Annotated in this window: 17 protein-coding genes and 1 pseudogene; 10 read left to right on the forward strand and 8 right to left on the reverse strand. The window is 70.4% G+C overall.

Features of this window, described 5'->3' with window-relative positions:
• Positions 1-15: 15 nt before the first annotated feature.
• From BJ965_RS38800 to BJ965_RS37975, 3 genes are all read left to right on the forward strand, one after another.
• Positions 16-231 (forward strand): hypothetical protein, encoded by a 216-nt coding sequence (locus BJ965_RS38800; RefSeq protein ID WP_221514606.1) that lies wholly within the window; start codon positions 16-18, stop codon positions 229-231.
• A 113-nt stretch (positions 232-344) separates the two neighbouring features.
• On the forward strand, positions 345-1,034 hold the full coding sequence (locus tag BJ965_RS37970) for a response regulator transcription factor (protein WP_184916329.1): 690 nt from the start codon (positions 345-347) through the stop codon (positions 1,032-1,034).
• A complete protein-coding gene (locus BJ965_RS37975) occupies positions 1,031-2,359 on the forward strand; it encodes a sensor histidine kinase (protein WP_184916333.1) in 1,329 nt (442 codons plus the stop codon). The genes BJ965_RS37970 and BJ965_RS37975 overlap by 4 nt, the downstream gene beginning before the upstream one ends.
• 50 nt (positions 2,360-2,409) lie before the next feature.
• On the opposite strand, the gene BJ965_RS40250 is transcribed toward BJ965_RS37975, so the two are convergent.
• Positions 2,410-2,775, reverse strand: a complete 366-nt coding sequence (locus BJ965_RS40250; protein ID WP_313667663.1) for a CAP domain-containing protein — start codon at positions 2,773-2,775, stop codon at positions 2,410-2,412.
• 25 nt (positions 2,776-2,800) lie between these two features.
• Between BJ965_RS40250 and BJ965_RS40255 the strand changes: the two genes are divergently transcribed.
• Positions 2,801-3,121 (forward strand): hypothetical protein, encoded by a 321-nt coding sequence (locus tag BJ965_RS40255; RefSeq protein ID WP_313667665.1) that lies wholly within the window; start codon positions 2,801-2,803, stop codon positions 3,119-3,121.
• Positions 3,122-3,448: 327 nt separating this feature from the next.
• Here the strand turns inward: BJ965_RS40255 and BJ965_RS37985 are convergent, their stop codons facing one another.
• The gene (locus BJ965_RS37985; RefSeq protein ID WP_184916338.1) at positions 3,449-3,943 is read right to left on the reverse strand and encodes a hypothetical protein; all 495 of its coding nucleotides are present in this window, start codon (positions 3,941-3,943) and stop codon (positions 3,449-3,451) included.
• 135 nt (positions 3,944-4,078) lie between these two features.
• Between BJ965_RS37985 and BJ965_RS37990 the strand changes: the two genes are divergently transcribed.
• Entirely contained in the window at positions 4,079-4,594 is a 516-nt protein-coding gene (locus BJ965_RS37990) for a MarR family winged helix-turn-helix transcriptional regulator (RefSeq protein ID WP_184916340.1), read from the forward strand.
• 210 nt (positions 4,595-4,804) lie between these two features.
• Here BJ965_RS37990 and BJ965_RS38000 read toward each other — a convergent pair whose 3' ends face one another.
• From BJ965_RS38000 to BJ965_RS38010, 3 genes are all read right to left on the reverse strand, one after another.
• Positions 4,805-5,200: a nuclear transport factor 2 family protein gene (locus BJ965_RS38000; RefSeq protein ID WP_184917989.1), complete on the reverse strand. Its 396-nt coding sequence runs from the start codon at positions 5,198-5,200 to the stop codon at positions 4,805-4,807.
• Between the two features lie 26 nt (positions 5,201-5,226).
• Positions 5,227-6,009 carry an MBL fold metallo-hydrolase gene (locus tag BJ965_RS38005; RefSeq protein ID WP_184916342.1) on the reverse strand — a complete coding sequence of 261 codons (783 nt, stop codon included), beginning with the start codon at positions 6,007-6,009 and terminating at the stop codon, positions 5,227-5,229.
• 155 nt (positions 6,010-6,164) lie between these two features.
• Complete coding sequence (locus BJ965_RS38010; protein ID WP_184916344.1) at positions 6,165-6,545, reverse strand: VOC family protein; 381 nt, start codon at positions 6,543-6,545, stop codon at positions 6,165-6,167.
• A 192-nt stretch (positions 6,546-6,737) separates the two neighbouring features.
• On the opposite strand from BJ965_RS38010, the gene BJ965_RS38015 reads away from it, so the two are divergent.
• Positions 6,738-7,010: a hypothetical protein gene (locus BJ965_RS38015; RefSeq protein WP_184916347.1), complete on the forward strand. Its 273-nt coding sequence runs from the start codon at positions 6,738-6,740 to the stop codon at positions 7,008-7,010.
• Positions 7,011-7,229: 219 nt separating this feature from the next.
• Positions 7,230-8,228 (forward strand): YdcF family protein, encoded by a 999-nt coding sequence (locus BJ965_RS38020; RefSeq protein WP_184916350.1) that lies wholly within the window; start codon positions 7,230-7,232, stop codon positions 8,226-8,228.
• Positions 8,229-8,676: 448 nt separating this feature from the next.
• On the opposite strand, the gene BJ965_RS40565 is transcribed toward BJ965_RS38020, so the two are convergent.
• Complete coding sequence (locus tag BJ965_RS40565; protein ID WP_184916352.1) at positions 8,677-9,474, reverse strand: DUF427 domain-containing protein; 798 nt, start codon at positions 9,472-9,474, stop codon at positions 8,677-8,679.
• A 519-nt stretch (positions 9,475-9,993) separates the two neighbouring features.
• Between BJ965_RS40565 and BJ965_RS38030 the strand changes: the two genes are divergently transcribed.
• Positions 9,994-10,983, forward strand: coding sequence for an aldo/keto reductase (locus BJ965_RS38030; protein WP_184916355.1), 990 nt, complete (start codon positions 9,994-9,996; stop codon positions 10,981-10,983).
• 195 nt (positions 10,984-11,178) lie between these two features.
• Here BJ965_RS38030 and BJ965_RS38035 read toward each other — a convergent pair whose 3' ends face one another.
• On the reverse strand, positions 11,179-11,439 hold the full coding sequence (locus BJ965_RS38035; RefSeq protein ID WP_184916357.1) for a hypothetical protein: 261 nt from the start codon (positions 11,437-11,439) through the stop codon (positions 11,179-11,181).
• 243 nt (positions 11,440-11,682) lie between these two features.
• Here BJ965_RS38035 and BJ965_RS38040 point away from each other — a divergent pair, with 243 nt between their 5' ends.
• Complete coding sequence (locus BJ965_RS38040; protein ID WP_184916359.1) at positions 11,683-12,519, forward strand: hypothetical protein; 837 nt, start codon at positions 11,683-11,685, stop codon at positions 12,517-12,519.
• 111 nt (positions 12,520-12,630) lie between these two features.
• On the opposite strand, the pseudogene BJ965_RS38045 reads toward BJ965_RS38040, so the two are convergent.
• Positions 12,631-13,267, reverse strand: a pseudogene (locus BJ965_RS38045) (IS5 family transposase); the annotation flags it as partial.
• A 258-nt stretch (positions 13,268-13,525) separates the two neighbouring features.
• Here BJ965_RS38045 and BJ965_RS38050 point away from each other — a divergent pair.
• A complete protein-coding gene (locus BJ965_RS38050; RefSeq protein ID WP_184916362.1) occupies positions 13,526-14,119 on the forward strand; it encodes an isochorismatase family protein in 594 nt (197 codons plus the stop codon).
• Positions 14,120-14,141: the final 22 nt, after the last annotated feature.

Genomic DNA, 14,141 nt, shown 5'->3' on the forward strand with positions numbered 1-14,141 from the left:
GCCCCCGGGGCACTGGTGCGGGCGGTCGGTGTCGGCGTGGGCGTGGGCGTCGGGCCGGGACCGGTCGCCGGCGCGCTGCTCCGGGGCGGCGGGCTGGGCCGGCGGCTGCTCGCCGACGGACTCGGGGAGGGCTTCGCGGTGGTGGGGCCGGGCCGCGAGGACTTCAGGGGCTCACTCGGTGCGGACTGCGCGACCGGCGCGGTCGGCCGGGTCGACCCCACCACGAAGTGAATGGTGAGGATGACAGCGGTGACACTGGCTGCCGTGCAGACCAGCCATATGATCAGGTAGCGCAAGAGGCGGGACACGGCACCATACTGACGGACCGGCTAACGTGCCTGCTCATGGCCTCCGTACTTGTCGTCGAGGACGACCCCGTCATCCGGGCCGCGCTGATCGAGGTTTTGACCGGGCACGGCTACGCGGTCAGGACCACCCACCAGGGTTTCGAGGCGCTGCGCGAGATCACTCAGAGCCCGCCGGACATCGTGGTGTTGGACCTGGGGCTGCCCGATCTCGACGGCCTCGACGTGCTGCGCATGATCCGGGGCATTTCCCGCGTGCCGGTCCTGGTCGCCACCGCCCGTGACGATGAGAGCGAGATCATTCGGCTGCTCAACGCGGGGGCCGACGACTACCTGGTCAAGCCGTTCTCCGGCGGCCAGCTCGCCGCCCGGCTCGCCGCCGTGCTGCGCCGGTCCGTGCCCCCCGACGTGACCGCGGCCCGGCGGCCCGTCCTGCAGGTGGCAGACCTGCGCATCGACCCGACCGCGCGCACCGCGCACCTGGCCGGCCGGGAACTGCCCCTGACCCGCCGCGAGTTCGATCTGCTCGCCTACCTCGCCGCCCACGCCGACCAGGTCGTCACCCGGCAGCGCATACTCGCCGAGGTATGGCAGCAGCCGTACGTCGAGGACCAGACGGTCGACGTCCACCTCTCCGCGCTCCGCCGCAAAATGGGCGAGAAGGCGCGAAAGCCTCGCTATCTGCGGACGGTTCGCGGCCTGGGCATCAAGTTGGTCAGCTCGCCATGAGACGCGCCCTCGCCGGAATCGCCTTGGCCGTCACTTCGATGGTGGCCCTGTCCTTCCTCATCCCCCTCGCCCTCCTCGTGCGCGAACAGGTACGGGACCGGGCCACCACGGCCGCCGAGCAGCGGGCGTCCGCCCTGTCCCCGGTGCTCGCCCTCACCACCCGGCGCGCCGACGTGCAGCAGGCCGTCGCCGAGCTCGGCTCCTCCGACCAGCTCGTCGTGCGTCTGCCCGACGGCCGCTTCGTCGGCACGCCGCACGCGCCCCGGGACGCACTCGACCGGGCCGTACGCGGGCGCGAGACGCTGGCCGTCGACACCGCCGGCGGCTGGGTCTACCTCCAGCCCGTCGTCCTGCAGGGCGACCGGGTTGCGGTCGTGGAAGCCTTCGTGCCGTCCGCGGACCTCACCCGGGGCGTGGCCGCGTCCTGGGGCGTCATGGCGCTGCTCGCGCTGGGTCTGGTCGGCGGTTCGGTGCTCGTCGCCGACCGGCTCGGCGCCCGCGTCGTCCGGTCATCGCGCAGCCTCAAGCGCGCCTCACTGGCTCTCGGTTCCGGCGACCTGGACGTGCGTGTCGAACCCGACGGCCCGCCCGAACTGCAGGAGGCCGGTGCGGCGTTCAACACCATGGCCGACCGCGTCCTCGACCTCCTGGCCGTGGAACGCGAGCTGGTCGCCGACCTCTCGCACCGGCTGCGCACCCCGCTGACCGCTCTCTATCTGGAGGCCGACCGGATGGGGTCGACGCCCAGCGCCCGGCGCGTCGCGGAGGCGGCCGGCCAGTTGGAGAGCGAACTGGACTCGATCATCGCCGCGGCCCGTACACCGCTGGCGTCCGCGCGGCCGGCCCGCGCGGCCGCCGGCGCTGCGAAGGCGTGCGACGTCGCCGAGGTGGTCGCCATGCGCCTGGAATTCTGGTCGGTCCTCGCCGGCAAGCAAGGACGACCCTACGAGCGCTCCCTCACGCCGCGATTGGTGCCCGTCGCCTTCCCCGAGGACGACCTGGCGGCCGTTGTCGATGCCCTGATCGGCAATGTCTTCCGGCACACCCCGGAGGGCACCGCCTTCGCCGTGCGTGTGGAGCGGGCGGACCGTCACGTGTTCCTCACGGTCGACGACGCGGGACCGGGCGTGGCGGACCCCGAAGCGGCGCTCACGCGGGGTGTGAGCGTCGGAGGGTCGACTGGACTGGGCCTGGACATCGTGGCCCGGGCGTCCCGCGCGGCGGACGGCGAACTGACGATCACCCGGGCGCCGTTGGGTGGCGCCCGGGTGCGGGTGTCGTTCTTGCTCGCCGACGCGGGCGGGGCCGGCGGCGGGGGCCGGTGACCGGGATCAGCGATCAGCTTCGGGGGCGGGGGAGGGGGGGGTGAGCGGCGTCAGCGACCGGCGCCGAAGTTCTGCGTCCACCAGGGGCCGCCGTCGCCGAAGTGGACGCCCACGCCCAGCTCCTTGAAGGAGCAGTTGAGTATGTTCGCACGGTGTCCGGGGCTGTTCATCCAGGACTTCATCACCGAGGCAGCGTCCGCCTGACCCTGCGCAATGTTCTCGCCCAGGGTCGACCACCGGTACCCCGCCGCCTCGACCCGGGTCGTCATCGTCGAGCCGTCGGGGCCGGTGTGGGACATCACGCCGCTGCTCGCCATGACGTCGCTGTAGTCGTCGGCGGCCCGGGTGAGCCGGTCGTTCGCCGTGACCGGCGAGCATCCCGCCGCCGCCCGCTCGTTGTTGACCAGCGCGAGCACCTGGGCCTCGGGCCCTCCACCGGACGTGGAACCCGACCCGGAGCCCGATCCGGTGTTGCCCGGCCGCCTGCCGCCGGAACCGCTCGTCGCCCCGCCGCCGCTGCTCTTCGCCGTCGTCCCCGCGGGTGCCTTCGACGCGGGGACGGTCGTCTTCCGTGCACGGGGGCCGGGACTCGCCGATTGCTTTCGCTTCTCCTTGGGCTTCGCGCTCGGTGAGCTGCTCGCCGTGCTGGTCGGGCTCGCCGAAGCAGAGGTGAGCGGCGCCGCCCTGCCGGAGCCGTCCCCGGCGCCCGGCGTCCTGTCCGTGCTGTTCGCGACCACCCGGTCCGACGCGTCGTCGTCCTGACCGCTGACGACGGCGACCGTGATCCCGACGCCCGCGAGCGCAGCGACGGCTCCCATGGCCAGCGCGGGACCACGCGTCTTCGGCCCACCACGGGGGCGGGCGTGGAAGCGGGATGAGCGAGCGGCTCGGCGGGAACCCATGCAGGACACCTCGGTCTGTCGGTCGGCTGACTCGGCCCCGTGTCCGGTGGCCGCGATCGCGGCCACCGGACCTGTGGGGGGTGTTCGAGAGCCTAGGACCCGGCCGGGGCGGAGAGCTCTGTTCGAAGGTCATCTTCAAGAAGCCTTAAGAGAGCCGCCAAAGTCCGCTGAGGAAAGGGCGGCACAGTTATCGCGGCTGGTGACACAGGAAGCAGCCTTCCCAGTACGGAAGCCCGCTGAGGACGCGGTGACGCACGCACGACGCCATCGCAGCCTCGTCCGGCCCGGGGAAGTGGTGGTAAGCGCCGCTGCCGCCCTGCGGCGGGAAATGTTCCACCATGATCCTGAATCGGTCCAGGTAGTCATGCACGCGGGACGGGTGGTAGCCCAACTCGCTCCAGCGATGTCCGCTCGCTGCGAGAGCCGTGGCGCGCAGTACGAAGTCCTTGGACCGTGAGCGCTCGGCCTCGCCGGCGCCCCAGTCGATCTCCTCCAGATGGAAGCCGACCGCGCCACGGCCCATCAGGTTCTGGTCCTGCAAGATCAGCAGCGCCGCGAAGCGAAAATCCCAGGGTTCGGATGCAAGATCGGACACAGCGAGCATCAGCACCTCGACAAAGGCCTCGGTGGCGCCGTTGGACAGATCCAGCTCCCGGCCTCCACCTGAAAAGATGTTCGCCACCAGGTCACCGTACCGCCGGGCTACGGCCCCTCTCCGCCGGCTCCGGGTGCCAACGCCCTGGCATGTGCCGAGAGTCCCGATACCGGTGACCTACAATTAACTGTCTATGGAAGATGATTCTCTGGAAGATGAGTGATGGCCGGCACTGACCTGAAGCTGTTGTACCGGGAGCTGGTCTCGCTGGAGATCGAGCTGTGGGACGGCATCGAGGGGCGGTTGCGGGCGGAGTACGACCTGGCGCTGACCTCGTTCGAGGTGCTGCACCTGCTGCTGCGGCGGCCTGGACGACGGATCCAGGACATCGCGGAGGAGTTCTCGATCACCGTGGGCGGCACGAGCAAGGTCGTCGACCGTCTGGAGACGGCGGGCCTGTGTGCGCGGAGGGCCAATCCGAACGACCGCCGTTCCTCGATCGTCGAGCTCACCCCTGAGGGGCGGAAGCTGGTGGAGGCGGCGCTGAAGGTCTTCGAGGAGGAACTGGAACTGCGGATCGGGTCGGTGATTCCCGAGGAGTCGGTACGCGAGGTGACCGCAGTCCTCAGTACGCTGCGGGCGGCCGGACGTGCTCTGGATGCGGAGCGGAAGGCCGTGGGGCGGACGCCCGTTCCGGTGATGCGGGCGCCGAAGCAGCCCGGCCGTTCGACCCCGTGAGCCAGGACGTCCCGTTCAGTCGGCGATGCCGGTGAAAGCGATGTCTTTGTCGATGTGGGCGCGGACGAGGAGGTTGCCGGGGCCGCGGTTGCGGGCGGCGTACTCCCGGGTGCCGTCTTCGCCCATGTAGCGGGCGGCCGAGGAGGCCGCCCCTGGTGGGGCCGTTCGCCTGCCCCGAGGCCGGGCCGGTCTCGGGGCACACCGTGGGTGTCAGCGGCCCCAGAAGGCGTCTTCGGCGTTCTGGTCGCCGGAGAAGAGCCACATCTCGGTGATCTTGCCGTTCCGGATGCGCAGGAGGTCCACGCCGTCCATGGCCATGGACGTGTCGCCACGGCGGCCGGTGAAGTGGATGGTGGCGGCGACCAGGTCGCCGTTGCCCATGAGGGAGTGGATCGTGTCGATGGCGAAGGTGCCCTGGCTGGCCTCCATCATGCTGCCGAGCATCTGGAAGACGGCGCCCTGGCCCTCGTGGTTGCCTGAGAACTGGTGGGCGCCGGGCTGGTGCCAGACGATCTGCTCGTCGAGGAGGCCGCCGAGCGCGGCCATGTCTGCGGTCTGCACGGCCTGGAAGTAGGCGCGGGCCAGGTCGAGGTTGGTGGTGGTCATCATGGTCTCCGTGGGTTCGGTCGGGGTCATCGGGCGAAGTCGAGACGGTCGGCGAGGCCGGCTTCGGTGAAGGCCGCCTGGATCTCGCCGTGGCCTTCCTGGAAGTGGGCCCAGCTGTCGTAGTGCGCGGGGACGACGCGTCGGGCGCCGAGTGTCTTGGCGGCCTCGGCGCCCAGGGCGCTGTCGAGGGTGAGCAGGGCGCCGTCGAAGGCGAAGGGCATGCGGGCGCCGCCGAGGAAGAGGATGGCGGTGTCCACCGGGGCGAACCTCTCGGCGATCTCCTTGACGTGTTCCAAGGCGGCGTTGTCGCCGCTGACGTAGATCGACGGCAGGTCGTCGGAGGTGAGCATGAAGCCGATGACGTCACCGGTGATCGGCTCACACCCCACGGGGCCGTGCCGGGCGGGCACGCCGGTGACGGTCACGGTGCCGCCGTCGGGCCGTTCGAGCTCGGAGGTCTGCCAGAAGGCGAGGCCGCGTGCGTTGCCGCCCAGGCGGCCGGCGCCGCTCTCGGTGGTGAAGACGACCGGCACCTCGGCCAGGAGGGCACGGCCGGCGTTGTCGAGGTTGTCGTCGTGCTCGTCGTGGGAGAGCAGGACGGCGTCGACGCGGCCGAGGCCGGCGGCCGTGACCGGCGACGGGTCGGTCTTGACGAGCTTGTGGTCGCCCGGGAGGGGCATGGGGTACTCGCCGGGCGGGTCGAAGGTCGGGTCGGTGACGAACCTGAGTCCGCCGTACTCGAACAGGGCGGTAGGACCGCCATAGACGCGGACTGGGATCTTTTCGCTGGTGGTGCCGGCGCCGGACATGGGGAACCTCTCGGTCGGGGGAACGGTGGTACGAGGCCCTGCGGCGTGCTCCGGCAGGCACGCAGGCACGCACGGAGGCAGGGCGCAAGAGGTACGGGTACGGGGTCACCCGCTCCCTGATAGGGCCACCGGGCGGCCGGCGGCCATGGCCGGGCTTACGGGGCGGGTACGGAGAACACACCGAAGTGGTTGCCCGCGGTGTCCTTGAGCCGGGCGAAGGTGAAACCCGCGGCATCGGAGACCGGCGCCATGAGCACCCCGGCGCCCAGCTTCTCGGCGCGCTCGACGGTCGCGGCGACGTCCTGGACGAAGACGTAGAAGATCGCGTAGTCGGGGAAGCCGCCCTCCGACTCCCAGACGCCGCCGGCCGGCTGCTGGGCGCCCGGCGTCATCACCGAGTGATAGGTGACCCCCGGGGTGTTGCTGTTGAGGACGTACTGCCAGTCGAAGAGCTCGCCGTAGAACTCCTTGACCTTCTCCGGCTGGCCGGTGCCGAACTCGAACCAGGCGACCGAGTTGAAGGCGGGAACCGTCATGACGCTCACTCCTTAACGCCCCATAGGGGGAGAAACATCTCTCTCTGTGACATGCCGAATCCAGGCAGTGAAGGTCGCCCCGCGCTGGGGCGACATGCCGGACCGGCGGAGATGAGGGCCCGGAACCGGCCCGGTGTCCAGCAAACCATTTGTATTCCATGGAAGCAAGTTCCTTCGATTATTGTTCCAAGGGTGCGGGTTCCGGCGATCACGGGGCCGGACCTGGCCGAAGCGTTCGGCGCCAGGCTCGGACGGGACGTGGTCTTCGACCAGATCACCGCCGAGGAGTTCCGTACCTCGGTGGCTCCCCTGATCGGGGAGAGCGCCGCCGCTGACATCGCGGGGGCCTACCAGGCGATGAGCGCCATGGCCGGCCGCTCGATCGCGCCGGGGACCTCCGCCCAGAAGCTGCTGGGAATCACTCCCCGGACCACAAGCCAGTGGCTGGACGACATCGGCCTCTGACCACCACCGCTGTCAGCTCCGGCCGACTTCGTCAGCACCTCCGGCATGACATGCCGGCCCCGCTGAACGCCCCGCCGCCCGCCCGCGTTCGGCGCACCACAGCAGGTCTGGGAGGATGGCCGACAGCCGTCCGTCCCGGGTCCGGGAACCCGTGGGCGGCGAGAGGCGGGCGGGTACGGGCAGTGGCCCGGCGGGCGGAAGAGCGGAGCGGTGCGGCACATGCCGGAGTACCCGGAGTACCTGGCCGCGGTCGTGTTCGCCGCGGGCGGCGTCGTCAACGCCCTGCTGGCACCGCACCGGTTCTCCACCGCCGTCCTGTTCTGCCTCGCGGTAACCTCTGCCGGACTCGGCGTGGCCGGTCGCAGTGCGGCAGCCCACCCGACCCTCGCCACCGTCCTCGCCGTAGCCGCCCTGGTCCCGGCGCTCGCGCTGGGGCTGCTGTTGCTGGCCGACGGCGTCCTGCTGGTCCGGCGCTACGGACCGCAGGCAGCCCTGCTGGCGACCGGGGCCGCCGGCTGCGCGGTGCTGGCGGTGCTCGGCCTCGACGTGTTCTTCCACGCGGTGGGCGGCGAGACGCTCGGCGGCCTCGTGGTCGTGGTGAACGCGGCCGCTGGATACCTCACTCTGCTCTTCCTCGTCTTCGCCGGCTACGTGTTCGTCCGGGGCCGCAGCACCCCCTTGCCGGAAACCACCCACGTCGTCGTCCTGGGCGCCGGGCTCAACGGCGACCGGCCCGGCCCGCTGCTGACCCGCAGACTGGAGCGCGCCCTCGCGATCGACGCCGCCCGCGCCCCGGACACGCCTGGTGTGGTGTTCGTCCTCTCGGGCGGCCAGGGCGACGACGAGGTCCGTTCCGAGGCGGACGCGATGGCCGACTACCTGCGCGGACGCGGAGTGCCCGCCGACCGGGTCGTGCGGGAAGACCGCTCCGTCAACACCGGACAGAACCTCCGCTTCAGCGCGGCCCTGGTGGACGGCACTGCTCCCGGTCACCGTGCCACGGTGGTCACCAGCGGCTTCCACGTCTACCGGACGACCTTGCTGGCCCGCCGCGTCGGCGTGCCCGTGCACGTCGTGGGCGCGCCGACTTCCCCCGCCTACTGGCTGGCCGCGACACTGCGTGAATTCGCCGCCATCCTGTGGCTGGACCGCCTCCCCCTGATCGGACTCAGCCTGCTGCTGGCAGTGCCGGTCGCGACGGTGCTGTTCCAGCACTGACGCGCCGGCCGTAGACCTCGAAGCGCTCCCGAAGGCGCCGTAGTTGACCTGGCTGAGGAGGGGAGCGGGTCGCGCGACCGGTGTGTGCAGCCCGCTGCGCGGGATGCGCGCGGCCAACGTGTCCAGGTCGGCACCCAGGTTGGTGAGGCAGGGACTGAATGTCGCACACGATCCGCGCCCAGAGCGGGAACGGGTCATGCCACGCGCGGGGGAGTGGCGGTACAGGCGCACGAGCTTGCCGCAGGCAACCTTGGACCGGCCGGCGCTCCTCTGGGCAGGCGGCCGTCGCTCACGGCCCGATGCGCGCGAGCGAGAGCGTGAACCTGCGCGGGCCGTCGGTGCGCTCGCCGGCGAGCCGGTCGGTGATGCCCCGGGCACGGAGGTGCCGGCCCATATGCCCGACGCGCTCTCGGCGCCCGAGATGTCAACGGCTCTCACCGGCGCCGCCTCACCACAGGTGGGTGCCCGGGGCACCCTTGAACGGCCCACGCACCTCCGCGGTGATCCAGCCGCCGTAGAAGTCCCCCTCCTGCGCCGCGACCTCCTCACCGTCGACGGAGCAGCGGTCCATATGGCTCGGGTAGAAGGCGAAGAAGTCGGCGAGGGGTGCGTAGCCGGGCTCGGGACGGGGATAGCTCCAAGCGGCACGAGCGCGTACGTCCTCTCCCACGATGACGTCCCAGTACCGGGCCGACCCCTTCCACTCGCACCAGGTCCGGCCCGCGACCGCCGGGAACAGAAGCTCCGTACGGACATCCTGCGGAGGGATGTAGAACACGGGGGGATGGCTGGTCTCCAGTACCCGGAGGGCCCTGCGGGTCTCGGCCACCACCTGGCCGGCGCACTCCACCCGCACGTCACGGTCGTCCTCCCGCACGGCGGGCGGCCGCGGGTAGTCCCAGACCGACTCGGGCGTCCGCGGGGCGGATCGCGGCACGGGCTCTTCCAGCGGGTCCAGATACACCTCGTCCTCGTAGCACCAGGCCCATTCCCGGTCACGTGCCAGGGTGCGGGCCACCGGGTGTGCGCTGGAGTCGAAGTGCGCCGTGGCGTGAGCGCCGGGAGAGCTGTCGCTGCAGCCCACGTGGCCGCAGGTCAGGCACAGCAGCAGACCGGCCGGTGCGCGTCCGCGCGCCGCGCAGGACGCACACGTCGCACTCAGTGGGGGCGGGTTCGCCGTCCACGTGTGGGAGCAGGGTTTGCCCGAGGCCCGGCCGCCATCGGGCCGGGGCGTCCATCTCGTCATCCGTGATCACCGGCCTGCGCGGTCGGCATCACGCTTCTCGGCGGCACTGCGCCCCGGCCCACGCTCGTGTCGGTCACGCTCTCTCCTCTGTGGTTCTTGTTCTCCACACCGTTTCGCCCCGACACCGCGCGGGAGATGCAGTCCACCGGGCACTCCGTCCCCAGCAGCGGCTCTCCACGCCGGAGGCGGGCGCCACGGGCAAGAGACCATGGTCAACATCGTCCGGCAGGGCACCGGCGGCCACGTCCCGCACGCGAGGACGGACGGTTCCGGGCTCCGCCCCTCCAGGCTTCGGAGTGTCACCCAGGTGTGGTGCCCGACGAGGAGCCGGGCCTTCCTCACACTCACTTGCCATGGAGTGCGCTCGAAGTCATAACGTCGAGGACGCAACGGTGCACGAGGCCGTCTCAGCGCCCGCTCCTTCTGGGATGCCGGGTGACGGCATCTGTGCCTGGATGGACGGGAGACTTCGTGTCGCCCGAAGGATGATCAAGCGTGCAGGGAAGGCTGGGACACCACATGCAGCAGCGCAGTCTGCGGGAATTGCAGGTATCGGCCATCGGCCTGGGGTGCATGGGCATGTCCGCCTTCTACGGAACCGCCGACGAGGAGGAGGGCGTCGAGACGATCCGGCACGCCCTCGACCTCGGGGTGAACTTCCTCGACACCGCGCAGATGTACGGCCCGCTCACCAACGAGACCCTCGTCGGCCAGGCGATCCGGGGGCGTCGCGACGAGTATGTGATCGCGACGAAGTTCAACTACCGGATGGACGATGCTGTACCGGGCGACATCAGCACGGTCGGCCCGCAGGACGGCTCGGCCGAACACGTCCGCAGCTCCGTCCACGGCTCGCTCAAGCGCCTGGGAACCGACCACATCGACCTGTACTACCAGCACCGGGTCGACCCGAACGTGCCCATCGAGGAGACGGTCGGCGCGCTGGGCGAACTGGTCGCCGAGGGCAAGGTGCGCTACATCGGGCTGAGCGAGGCGAGCGCCCGGACCATCCGGCGTGCGCACGCCGTGCACCCGGTCACGGCCGTGCAGAGCGAGTATTCGCTCTGGTCACGGGACGTGGAGGCCGAGGTGCTGCCGGCCTGCAGGGAGCTCGGCATCGGCTTCGTACCGTACTCGCCCCTCGGCCGCGGCTTCCTCGCCGGGCGGTTCACCTCACCGGACGACCTGGACGACAACGACTGGCGCCGCCAGAACCCCCGCTTCCAGGACGCCAATCTGGAGGCCAACCTGCGGCTGGCGGCGAAGGTGAAGGAGATCGCCGCCGAGAAAGACGTGACGCCGGCTCAGCTGGCCATCGCATGGGTGCTGGCCCAGGGCGAGGACCTGGTGCCGATCCCGGGCACCAAACGCCGCACCTACCTGGAGCAGAACGCCGCCGCCGTCGACATCGACCTGACGAAGGACGACCTGGCCCGCATCGACGCGGAGCTGCCCGAGGCGGCCGGTGAGCGGTACGACGAGGCAGGGATGCGGTCCGTCAACCGGTAGCCGCAGGGGCGCACACACCACAGGCCTCGGGGAGCGCGAGCGTCCCCGGGGCCCGGCTACACACGCCTGGGCCACGTGAGTCAGCAGCACCCGCCTCGAAGGTGAAAGGCCCGGCCAGCGAGCCGGACCATTCTGTCTGCTGCTCGTCAGGAGGCCGGCGGCAGCGTCCACAAGGCCGTACTGCCGATGACCAGGTCAGCACCAGTACTTGTAGGGGCCGAGCACGCAGGACGAGTCGGAAGACGCCTTGGCGGTGTCCATAGTTCTGGCCCAGTCCCCGAGCGGCCCCAGCCACGCCGGGTCGATCGAGCCGAGAACGAAGGCGAGAACACATGCGCCCAGCAGCAGGCGGGGGAGCAGCCGGGGAATGCCATCGTCCCGGTCGGCGCGCACAAGGCTCATCAGGATGCCGAGACCGGGCACTGCCAGTAGGCAGCAGAAGACGGCGGTGCTCACGAGCACGCCGCACAAGAGCAGCACCAGACCGGCAGGGTTCGGAACGGGCAAGAGCTGGGTGAATGAGACTCCTCCCACCGAACCTCGCCCGATCCCGGAGAAGGGCGTAGGGAAATCTGAGCGGTAGATGCCATCGAGAAGCGTCAGGGGGATGAGCGCGCTGACAGCCCACGACCACGCGGCTGCCCGAGGCCGTGTTCCGCGGGATAGATAGGTTTGGGGCACCGTCTGAGGAGATGCACGATGCCCGAGCACCGCAGAGTCCTGTTTGTGACCGACCTCGCCTACCAGGCCCGGGGGCGACGCTACTGCGACGAGGACATCTTCCTGACCTCCCGGCTGCGCGACGGCTTCGACATCGCCCTGTGCCACCCGCTGGATGCCGCCGCGCTGATGGACGCCTTCGATGTGGTCGTCGTCCGCAACAGCGGGCCCGTGCTGCGCTACCAGAAGGAGTACGACGCCTTCCGGGAGCAGGCCGTGGCCCGTGGCATCCGGGTCTACAACCCGCTGTCCGGCCGGGGCGACATGGCCGGCAAGCAGTATCTGCTGGACCTGACCGCCGCCGGATACCCGGTCATCCCCACCATCGACCGGCCCGAGGACCTGCACCTGCTGCCCGAGGCCGGCCAGTACGCGGTCAAGCCGAAAGCGGGCGCGGACTCCATCGGCCTGATCTTCGTGCCCCGAGAGCAGCTGAGCGACCTGGCCTACGGCGACATCCTGGTCCAGCCGCGCATCGACTTCCGCTACGAGGTGTCCTTCTACTACGTCGACGACACCTTCCAGTACGCCCTTCACGCCCCCGATGCCGAGCGACGCTGGGTCCTTGAGCCCTACGAGCCCACCGACACCGACCTGGCCTTCGCCCGGCGCTTCATCGACTGGAACACCCTCGATCACGGCATCCAACGCGTGGACGCCTGCCGCACCCGGGAAGGCGGGCTGCTCCTCGTAGAGCTGGAGGACCTCAACCCGTACCTGTCCCTGGACCTGGTCTCCGACCGGGCCCGTGACGCCTTCGTGGCGAGCATGACGGCATCCCTCCACCGGTTCCTGGACGCTCAGCCCCGCGTCTGAGGTGGCATATGAGCCCTCAAGAACGATCGCGGCCCTGGGCAGGCATGTCCCGACACGGGTTTAGGGCCTCCGGCGTCAGGCGGCGGCCGGTGTCCGCTGCCGTGCCGGCTTGCGGGCGAGGCGGCGGGTCATGAAGGTGATCGCCGCCCAGGTGATCAAGCATTCCGAGTGCTGGACGAGCCGCTCGTAGTCGCGGGCGTGCCGACGGGCATGCATGAGCCAGGCCAGCGAGCGTTCGACGACCCACCTGCGGGGAAGGACGATGAACCCGGTGGTGTCCTTGGGGCGGCTGACGGTCTTGATGGTGACATTGAGATGCTGTTTGGCCCAGGTCACGAGCTTGCCCGCGTAGGCGCGGTCGGCCCAGACGATGGTGATCTCGGGGTGCATGAGGCGCAGGCGAAAGAGGACTTCCTTGGCCGCAGCGGAGTCATGAAGGCCGGAGTGACCATGACCAGCAGGGGCAGGCCGCGGGTGTCGACTACGAGATGCCGCTTGCGTCCATTGATCTTCTTGCCCGCGTCGTAGCCGCGGCTGTCGCGGCCGACGGTCTCCGTGGCCTTCACCGACTGGGAGTCGATCACGGTGGCGACCGCCCGGGGGCCTTTGCCCATCTCGCGACGGACCGCCCGGAGAGCTGGTCGCGGATCTGGTCGACGACACCGGCCGCGGCCCAGCGGGCCATGAAGCCCCAGACCGTGCGCCAGGGCGGGTAATCCGCAGGCAGGGCCCGCCATTTGCGGCCCAGTCGCATAACTGACCTTCTCACCCCGCCGCCTCCGGGCGGCGGGGCCGCCGGCCCGGTGCCGCCGCAGCGCCGATGCGGTGACACCAGGCCGGGAGCACCAGCCCCTGCATAGCGTGGTCTTCGGCGGGTGGTGCGAATCGTTCCTGCGGTGAAGCTCCTGGGCCGTGTGGGTGAGCCCAGCCGCCTATGTCCCCCGGGGGCGTGCGGGGGGCCGGTAGAACGTGGGGTGTTGTTCCGTCGTGCTGAAGGGTGATCGTGGTGAGCCGAGGCTTGATCGTCGTGGATGTGCAGAACGACTTCTGTGAAGGAGGCAGTATCCCCGTAGCGGGTGGTGCGCGGATCGCGACCAGGATCGCCGAACTGGTGGAGCAGAGCGCGGGCCGTGACTACCAGTACATCGTTGCCACCCGCGACCACCACATCGACCCGGGAAGTCACTTCTCCCAGAACCCGGACTTCAAGGACAGCTTCCCCGTCCACTGCGTGGCCGGAGGCGAAGGCGGCGAATTCCACCCCCACTTCGCCCCCGCCGTCACCGGCGGCAAGGTCGACGCCGTCTTCTTCAAAGGCGCCCACAGCGCCTCCAAGAGCGGCTTCGAAGGAGCCGACGACGAAGGAACCCCCCTTGCGGACTGGCTGCGCGCCCGCGGGGTCGAGGAGGTCGACGTGGTGGGCATCGCCACGGACCACTGCGTGCGCGCCACCGCGCTGGACGCCGTGAAGGCCGGCTTCCGCGCACGGGTACGACTGGACTACTCCGTCGGAGTCGCCCCGGACACGACGGCCGCGGCCGTAGACGACTTCCGCCAGGCAGGTATCGCCGTATCCGGTGAGGCACCCGTACCGCAGTAGTCCCCGCCGACCGGCGCCGGAC

Source organism: Streptomyces luteogriseus (assembly GCF_014205055.1).
Lineage (GTDB): Bacteria > Actinomycetota > Actinomycetes > Streptomycetales > Streptomycetaceae > Streptomyces > Streptomyces luteogriseus.